Raw genomic sequence first — 8,344 nt, forward strand, 5'->3', positions numbered from 1 at the left:
GCAAGGGTGACGCGATCACCGGTGCGGTGAAGCAGCCGCAGGAGGGTGAGCGCAAGGAGAAGTTCAACCCGCTGGTCCGGATCGACACCGTGAACGGTGCGGACCCCGAGATCGCCAAGCAGCGGCAGGACTTCAACAAGCTGACCCCGCTGTACGCGACCGAGCGGCTCCGCCTGGAGACCGAGCCCGGTGTGCTCACCACCCGGATCGTCGACATCGTCAGCCCGATCGGCAAGGGCCAGCGCGGCCTGATCGTCTCGCCGCCGAAGGCCGGTAAGACGATGGTGCTGCAGGCGCTGGCGAACGCGATCACCACGAACAACCCCGAAGTGCACCTGATGGTCGTGCTGGTGGACGAGCGGCCCGAAGAGGTCACCGACATGCAGCGCACCGTGAAGGGCGAGGTCATCGCCTCGACCTTCGACCGTCCCGCCGAGGACCACACCACCGTCGCCGAGCTCGCCATCGAGCGCGCGAAGCGCCTGGTGGAGCTCGGTCGCGACGTCGTCGTGCTGCTGGACTCGATCACGCGTCTGGGTCGTGCGTACAACATCTCGGCGCCCACCTCGGGCCGTGTGCTCACGGGCGGCGTCGACGCTTCGGCGCTGTACCCGCCCAAGCGCTTCTTCGGCGCCGCGCGCAACATCGAGAACGGCGGATCGCTCACGATCCTCGCGACCGCGCTCGTCGAGACGGGCTCCAAGATGGACGACGTCATCTTCGAGGAGTTCAAGGGCACCGGCAACAGCGAGCTGCGCCTGTCGCGTCAGCTCGCCGACAAGCGCATCTTCCCGGCGGTCGACGTCAACGCGTCGAGCACCCGCCGCGAGGAGATGCTGCTCTCGGCCGACGAGGTCAAGATCACCTGGAAGCTGCGTCGCGCGCTGGCGGGTCTCGACCCGCAGCAGGCCCTCGAGGTCGTGCTCGGCAAGCTCAAGGAGACGTCGTCCAACGTCGAGTTCCTCGTGCAGATGCAGAAGTCGATCCCGGCTCCCACCACCGGTCACAGCGGCGGACGCAGCCACGCGGACGACAACAGCATCCGCTGATCCCCGATGGTCGAACCCGCGATGTTCGATTCCGTCCGGGCGCTGATCGACGAGCACCGCGCGGTGCAGGAGGAGCTCTCCGACCCCGCGGTGCACGCCGATGCGGCGCGCGCCAAGCGGGTCAACCGGCGCTACGCCGAGCTGTCGCGCATCGTGAAGGCGTACGAGGACTGGCTGGCGGCATCCGATGATCTGGATGCCGCCCGCGAGCTCGCCCGTGAGGACGAGGCGTTCGCCGAGGAGGTGCCGGCGCTCGAGGCGCGCCTCGGCGAGACCCAGGAGCGTCTGCGACGGCTGCTGATCCCGCGGGATCCGGACGACGCGCGCGACGTGATCATGGAGATCAAGCAGGGCGAGGGCGGCGCCGAGTCGGCGCTGTTCGCCGCCGATCTGCTGCGCATGTACCTGCAGTACGCCGCGTCGAAGGGCTGGAAGACCGAGCTCCTCGAGCGCAACGAGTCCGACCTGGGCGGGTACAAGGACGTCCAGGTCGCGATCAAGGGGTCCTCGTCCGACCCCGCGCAGGGCGTCTGGGCGCACCTGAAGTACGAGGGCGGCGTGCACCGCGTGCAGCGGGTGCCGGCGACCGAGTCGCAGGGGCGCATCCACACGTCGACCACCGGCGTGCTGGTGTTCCCCGAGGTCGACGAGCCCGAAGAGATCCATATCGACCCGAACGACCTCAAGATCGACGTCTTCCGGTCGTCCGGTCCGGGCGGACAGTCGGTCAACACGACCGACTCGGCGGTGCGCATCACACACGTGCCGACGGGGATCGTCGTGTCGATGCAGAACGAGAAGTCGCAGCTGCAGAACCGCGAGGCCGGCATGCGCGTGCTGCGTGCGCGTCTGCTCGCCAAGCAGCAGGAGGAGCTCGAGGCGGCGGCATCCGACGCCCGCAGGTCGCAGATCCGCGGCATGGACCGGTCCGAGCGCATCCGCACGTACAACTTCCCCGAGAACCGCATCGCCGACCACCGCACCGGCTACAAGGCGTACAACCTCGATCAGGTGATGGACGGCGCCCTGGAGCCGATCATCGAGTCGGCGATCAGCGCCGACGAGGAAGCGCGCCTCGCCGCCCTCGCCGACACCCCCTGACCCCGCCTCCTCGTGGCTGCGCCGGTTCAACGGTCGGTCGTTGACGGGGATGCCGCGGGGGACGGGTGCCGCGCCGCTAGGCTTCGAGCGTGCTCACGTTCCTGATCCGCGCCCTCATCTTCCTCGTGTCGGCGGCGCTCGGCCTCATCGCGGCCGACCTGATCCTTCCCGGGTTCTCGCTGCACTGGGACGACTGGTGGGGCATCGTCATCGCGGTCGTGATCTTCGCGGTGCTGCAGAGCATCCTGGCGCCGTGGCTGTTCAAGATCACCCGGCGGCATGCCAACGCGCTCATCGGCGGCATCGGCCTGCTCTCGACCTTCGTCGCACTCCTGATCGCGGTGCTCATCCCGGCGGCCGGCATCGGGATCGACGGTCCGGTGGCGTGGATCATCGGAACCCTGATCGTCTGGCTCGTGACGGCGCTCGCGACGTGGCTGCTGCCGCCGCTGTTCATCAAGAACAAGGTGGAAGACCGCCGCAGCTGACGACGGAAGATAGGGATTCCTCCCGATCCGCTGCGCACTCCTGAGGAGCCAGGCTGATGGGATGATGGGCGGTATGCAGATCGGCCGCGTTCCCCTCGTCGGCCGGCAGGCGGATCTCGATGCCCTGCGCGACGAGATCGCCGCCGTCGGTTCGCAGGGGCGAGCCGTGGTGGTGTCGGGCGACGCCGGCATGGGCAAGACGCGGCTGCTGCGCGATTTCACCGAGTCGCTCGACGACGGGGTCATCGTGCTCCACGGCGCGTCTGTGGACTCGGGCTCGGGCCCGGCGCCGCTCACCGCCATCACCGATCTGCTGCGCGACCTGGTCGACGCGCTGGGAGTGGATGCCGTGCGCGAGGCCGCCGGCCCCGCCGCCGACGCGCTCGGCGTGCTCGTGCCCGCACTGGCGGAGAGTCCCGGAGACGCCGAGCGTCTGGCCGACGTCGTCGTCGAGACGTTCTCGCAGCTCGCGCGGACGCATCGCCTGGTCGTGATCATCGAGGACCTCCACTGGTCCGACAGCACCACGTGCGAGATCGCGGCCCGCCTCGTCCGGCGTGCCGCGGCGCTTCCGCTGTTCGTGCTGCTGTCCTATCGCACCGATGACGTCGGGCGCGGGCATCCGCTGCGGCCGGTCCTCGCCGAGCTCGACCGTGGCCGTCTGCTCACGCATCGTCCGCTCGCACGCCTCAGCCCGGCCGAGGTCGGCGCGCTCGCCACCGCCGTGCACGGCGACACCCTGGCCGCCGAGGTGCTGCTCGACATCGCGGCCCGCAGCGACGGCATCCCGTTCTACGTCGAAGAGCTGGCGAGCTTCTCGGGCGAGCGGCTGCCGATATCGCTGCGCGACGTGCTGCTGCTGCGTTACGAGCGATTGGATGCCGAGGCCCGGCGTTTCACGCGGGTGCTGGCGACCGGAGGGGTCGAGGTGGCAGACCCGGTGCTCCGTGCCGTCTTCGAGGGCGAGGAGTCCGCCCTGGAGGCGGCCGTGCGCAGCGCCGTCGACGCGCAGGTCGTGGTGATCCGCGACGACGCGTACGCGTTCCGCCACGCCCTCATGCAGGAGGCGGTGTACGCCGAGCTCCTCCCCACCGAGCGCACGCGCCTGCACACCGCGTACGCCGTCGCCCTGGAGGCGGCGGCGCCCACCGCGCGCGTGCTCGCCGACATCGCCCACCACTGGCGGGCCGCCCACGTCCCCGATCGGGCGCTCGCGGCCGCGGTGGCCGCGCAGCGCGCGGCCAGCGGAGCGTCGGCGTGGTCCACCGCCGCCGAGGCGGGGGAGCGGGCCCTCGAGCTCTGGGATGCCGTCGCCGACCCCGAGGCCGTCAGCGGGACGACGCGCGTGCAGCTGCTCCGCCGGACCTCAGCCGCCCTCGTGTCGGCCAACCGGAACGATCGCGCCCTCGCGTTCGCACGGGAGGCCGTGGCTCTCTGGCCTGAGGAGGATGTCGTCGGTCGCGCCGACATGCTCGGCGACCTGGCCACGATCGAGTTCCAGGCCGGTGTGTCGGACGGCGTCGAGAGCATCGAGCAGGCGCTCGCGATCCTCGGGGACGATCCGCGCCACGACGTGCAGCGTGCCGGACTCCTCCTCAGCTCCGCGCGCGTGCACATGCTCAACGGGCGTCAGAGCCTCGGCACCGAGGTCGCGGCGCGTGCGCATGCCACGGCCGAGCCCGCCGCCGCGGCGGGCGACCGCTTCGCCGCTGAGATCCTCGTGCAGGCTCTGCTGATCGCGGCGACCTGCCGGACGACCGCGGGCGACGTGGGCGGCCTGGCGCTGTTCGCGCAGGCACGTGCCCAGGCGGGCGGTTTCGTCCGCGCGATGATGCGCTACTACATCAACTACTCCAACGCGCTGATGCTGGTCGGCCGGTACGAGGAAGCCGTCGCTGTGGCACGGGAGGGGCACGAGTACGGGCGCTCGCACGTGGCGGATCTCGGCCCTCTCGTCATGATCGAGGCCAACATGATCGAGGCGCACATCTACGCGGGCCGGCTGCGCGAGGCCGAGGAGCTGGGGGTGCTGCTCCCGATGGTCGAACCGGGCCTGTACTCCGCCTTCCTGCGCGAACGCCTGGTGTGCCTCGCGATCTGGCGCGGGCGCATCGACGGTGCGGAGGCCGCGCTCGACGCCGCGCGCCGCGAACTCGACATGTTCGGCGCCTATGAGTTCCAGACCCGGTTCGGCATGGCCTACGACCTCGGAGAGCTTGCGCTCGCCCGCGGCGACGCCCACGAGGCGCTGGCGCACGCGCGGGCCGCGTGGGAGACGCCCGCCGGCGGTGTGCTCGCGCTGCCGCTGACGGCGGTCGCGGCGCGTGCGGTCGCGATGCTGCGTGAGCGCGGTGAGGATGCCGACATCGAGCCGTACCGGGTGATGCTCGCGTCCTTCGCCGACTGGCCGGTCACCCCGCTCTGGGCGGCCGTCTTCGCCGCCGAGCTCGGCGAGGGCTCGTGGGGATCGGCGGTGGACGCGGCGGGTCCGGCGTATGTCAGGGCGTACGCGCGGGTGCGGCACGGCGAGGAGCTGCTCGCCGCGGGCGACCGCCCGGCGGCGCGTGAGGTCCTGGCGGCGGCCGCCGCGTACGCCGCGGAGCTCGGCGCGGACGGCCTGACCGCACGCGCCCAGGAGATGATGACGGATGCCGGACTCGCCGGCGACGCGCCGCGCTCGGTGCTCACCGCCCGCGAGGAGCAGGTGCTCGAGCTCGTGGCCGAGGGCCTCAGCAACGGACAGATCGCCGAGCGCCTCTACATCAGCGTGAAGACCGTGTCGGTGCACGTCTCGGCGATCCTGCGCAAGCTGGAGGCACCGTCACGCACCGCCGCCGCGGCGATCTACCGCCGCACCGCCGCCTGACGCGGCATCCGCTCTCCGCAGGACCGCGTCAGATGTGGTACTCGGGCGTCGTCAGCAGGGCGCGGGTGTCGTCGCCCGCGCGGCGCGCGCGCGGCTTCGCCGGTACGCCCACCAGTACGGAGTCGGCGGGCGCGTCCTTGGTGACGACGGCGTTCGCCCCGACGACCGACCCGGCGCCGATCGTGATGGGCCCGAGGATCTTCGCGCCCGCGCCGACCGCGACGCCCTCCTCGATGGTGGGGTGCCGCTTGCCGCCCTCGCGCTGGCGCCCACCGAGCGTGACGCCGTGGTAGAGCATGACGTCGTCGCCGACCTCCGCGGTCTCGCCGATGACGACCCCCATGCCGTGGTCGATGAAGAAGCGGCGGCCGATGGTGGCGCCGGGGTGGATCTCGATGCCGGTGAGCCACCGCGTGACCTGCGACCCGGCGCGGGCGATGAAACGCACGTCGCGCGTCCACAGTGCGTGCCACACGCGGTGCGCCCAGATGGCGTGCAGGCCCGGGTACAGCACGGCGATCTCGAGGCCGCCGCGCGCCGCGGGGTCGCGCAGCTTCGCCGCGGCAACGTCTTCGCGCACGCGCGCGACGAATCCGATGCGCTCGTCGGTCATTTCGACTCCTCCTCGGGGTCGCGCAGGTGCGCATACAGTGCGGTCGACAGGTAGCGCTCGCCCGAGTCGGGCACGATGACGACGATGCGCTGACCGGCTGCTTCGGGGCGCGCCGCGATCTGCAGCGCCGCCCACACCGCCGCGCCGGCCGACATCCCGGCGAGGATGCCTTCGCGGGTGGCGAGCTCACGGGCGACGCGGATCGCGTCGTCGAACTCGACGTCGAAGATCTCGTCGACGACCGAGCGGTCGAGCACGTCGGGCACGAAGTTCGGGCCGATGCCCTGGATGCGATGTCCGCCCGCGCGGCCCTCGGTGAGCACGGGGGAGTCCTTAGGTTCGACGAGGACGATCTTCACGGCGGGATTGCGCTCCTTGAGCACCTGGCCGACGCCGGTGATCGTGCCGCCCGTTCCCGAGCCCGCGACGAACCAGTCGACGCGGCCGTCGGTGTCGCGCCAGATCTCCTCGGCCGTGGTGCTCCGGTGGATCGCCGCGTTCGCCTCGTGCTCGAACTGGCGGGCGAGGATCGCTCCGGGCGTCTCGTCGACGATGCGCTTGGCGGCGTCGACCGCCTCTGTCATGCCCTTGTACGGGTCGGTCAGCACGAGTTCGGCGCCGAAGGCCTTCAGCAGCGTGCGCCGCTCCTTCGACATGGAGGCGGGCATCGTGAGCATCACCTTGTAGCCGCGGGCCGCGCCGATGAGAGCGAGCGAGATGCCGGTGTTGCCGCTCGTGGACTCGACGATCGTCCCGCCCGGCTGCAGTTCTCCGGCCGCCTCGGCGGCCTCGACGAGGGCGTAGCCGAGGCGGTCCTTGACCGACGAGCCGGGGTTGTAGAACTCGAGCTTGGCGAGCACCTCGGCGCCCAGAGCCTCCGTGAGCGCGTTGAGGCGCACGAGCGGGGTCTCACCGAACGCGGTGGTGATGTCGGGATGGATGCCGGGCACGTGGTGCTCCTCGGTTCGTACGGCGCGGGGAAGACGGCGACGGCGCGCCGGCGCCCGAACGGGTCGGGGCCGGCGCGCCGTCGTGACGTGTCAATCTTCGCGCAGATCCTCGAAGAGCGCGGTCGACAGGTAGCGCTCGCCGAACGACGGGATGATCACGACGATGTTCTTGCCCTCGGCCTCGGGACGGGCGGCGACCTGCAGGGCGGCCCAGATCGCGGCGCCCGACGAGATGCCGACGAGGATGCCGTCCTTCTCACCGACGGCGCGCGCGGTGGAGATGGCGTCGGGGAACTCGACGTCGATGACCTCGTCGATCACGCTCTGGTCGAGGATCTCGGGGACGAAGTTCGGCCCGATGCCCTGGATCTTGTGCGGCCCGGGAGTGCCCTTGGTGAGCAGCGGGGAGTCGGCCGGCTCCACGGCGACGACCTTGGCTCCGGGCACGCGCTCCTTGAGCACCTGGCCGACGCCGGTGATCGTGCCGCCTGTGCCGATGCCCGCCACGAAGTAGTCGATCTGGCCGTCGGTGTCGCGGAGGATCTCTTCGGCGGTGGTCTTGCGGTGGATCTCGGGGTTCGCCTCGTTCTCGAACTGACGTGCGAGCACCGCGCCGGGGATCTCGGCGACGAGTTCCTCGGCCTTTGCGACGGCGCCCTTCATGCCGCCGGCGGGGTCGGTGAGCACGAGCTCGGCGCCGTAGCCCTTGAGGAGCAGCCGGCGCTCGATCGACATCGACGAGGGCATCGCGAGCACGACGCGGTAGCCACGCGCGGCGCCGACCATCGCGAGCGCGATGCCGGTGTTGCCGCTGGTGGCCTCGACGATCGTGCCCCCGGGCTGCAGCTGGCCGGATGCCTCGGCGGCGTCGACGATGGCGATGCCCAGGCGGTCCTTCACGCTGGAGGCCGGGTTGTAGAACTCGAGCTTCGCCAGCACGTTCCCGCCGACACCCTCGGCGACGCGGTTCAGGCGCACGAGCGGCGTGTTGCCGAAGGCGGAGGTGATATCGGGATGAATGCCGGTCATGTCGGGGCCTTTCGCGGGTTCACGGCTGGTCGAGCAACAGCCTAGGGGGCGCGTTTTCGTGTGAGTCCTTCTGTGACGAAAGCCTGGTCGTGCCGGGGTACCCTTGCGCGCCGGAGAGCAGGCGAGACCTCGTCCGGAGGCCCCGGCTGGAGGGTCCGACGGGCCGGAAGCGGCGGGAGCCGGCCCTAAAGTGGATGCGGTCATGGCTTCTCCCGACGATTCCCCCTTCCTCTCCGGCGCGCTCTCGC

At 71.1% G+C, this 8,344-nt stretch carries 7 protein-coding genes; 4 read left to right on the plus strand and 3 right to left on the minus strand.

What is annotated here, in order from left to right; translation table 11 throughout:
• The 4 genes from rho to VIP82_RS06910 form a co-directional block, all read left to right on the plus strand.
• Window positions 1-1,049, plus strand: a 1,049-nt coding sequence (gene rho / locus VIP82_RS06895) for a transcription termination factor Rho (protein ID WP_331906983.1), incomplete at its 5' end; no start/stop codon positions are given.
• 6 nt (window positions 1,050-1,055) lie between these two features.
• The gene (gene prfA / locus VIP82_RS06900; protein WP_331906985.1) at window positions 1,056-2,150 is read left to right on the plus strand and encodes a peptide chain release factor 1; all 1,095 of its coding nucleotides are present in this window, start codon (window positions 1,056-1,058) and stop codon (window positions 2,148-2,150) included.
• A gap of 89 nt (window positions 2,151-2,239) precedes the next feature.
• Window positions 2,240-2,638 (plus strand): hypothetical protein, encoded by a 399-nt coding sequence (locus tag VIP82_RS06905; protein ID WP_331906987.1) that lies wholly within the window; start codon window positions 2,240-2,242, stop codon window positions 2,636-2,638.
• 73 nt (window positions 2,639-2,711) lie between these two features.
• Window positions 2,712-5,504 (plus strand): ATP-binding protein, encoded by a 2,793-nt coding sequence (locus VIP82_RS06910; RefSeq protein WP_331906989.1) that lies wholly within the window; start codon window positions 2,712-2,714, stop codon window positions 5,502-5,504.
• A 28-nt stretch (window positions 5,505-5,532) separates the two neighbouring features.
• Here the strand turns inward: VIP82_RS06910 and epsC are convergent, their stop codons facing one another.
• From epsC to cysK (VIP82_RS06925), 3 genes are all read right to left on the minus strand, one after another.
• Window positions 5,533-6,117 (minus strand): serine O-acetyltransferase EpsC, encoded by a 585-nt coding sequence (epsC, locus tag VIP82_RS06915; RefSeq protein ID WP_308868453.1) that lies wholly within the window; start codon window positions 6,115-6,117, stop codon window positions 5,533-5,535.
• A complete protein-coding gene (gene cysK / locus VIP82_RS06920; RefSeq protein ID WP_331906991.1) occupies window positions 6,114-7,067 on the minus strand; it encodes a cysteine synthase A in 954 nt (317 codons plus the stop codon). Before cysK (VIP82_RS06920) ends, epsC begins: the two co-directional genes overlap by 4 nt.
• Window positions 7,068-7,157: 90 nt before the next feature.
• The gene (gene cysK / locus VIP82_RS06925; RefSeq protein ID WP_331906993.1) at window positions 7,158-8,096 is read right to left on the minus strand and encodes a cysteine synthase A; all 939 of its coding nucleotides are present in this window, start codon (window positions 8,094-8,096) and stop codon (window positions 7,158-7,160) included.
• Window positions 8,097-8,344 lie beyond the last annotated feature (248 nt).

Origin of the sequence: Microbacterium sp., from assembly GCF_036566905.1 — a bacterium.
GTDB lineage: Bacteria > Actinomycetota > Actinomycetes > Actinomycetales > Microbacteriaceae > Microbacterium.

Coding starts and splice junctions, on each gene's coding strand:
- prfA (WP_331906985.1), top strand. CDS start 1,056: ATGGTCGAACCCGCGATGTTCGATTCCGTCCGGGCGCTGATCGACGAG.
- VIP82_RS06910 (WP_331906989.1), top strand. CDS start 2,712: ATGCAGATCGGCCGCGTTCCCCTCGTCGGCCGGCAGGCGGATCTCGAT.
- epsC (WP_308868453.1), bottom strand. CDS start 6,117: ATGACCGACGAGCGCATCGGATTCGTCGCGCGCGTGCGCGAAGACGTT.
- cysK (WP_331906993.1), bottom strand. CDS start 8,096: ATGACCGGCATTCATCCCGATATCACCTCCGCCTTCGGCAACACGCCG.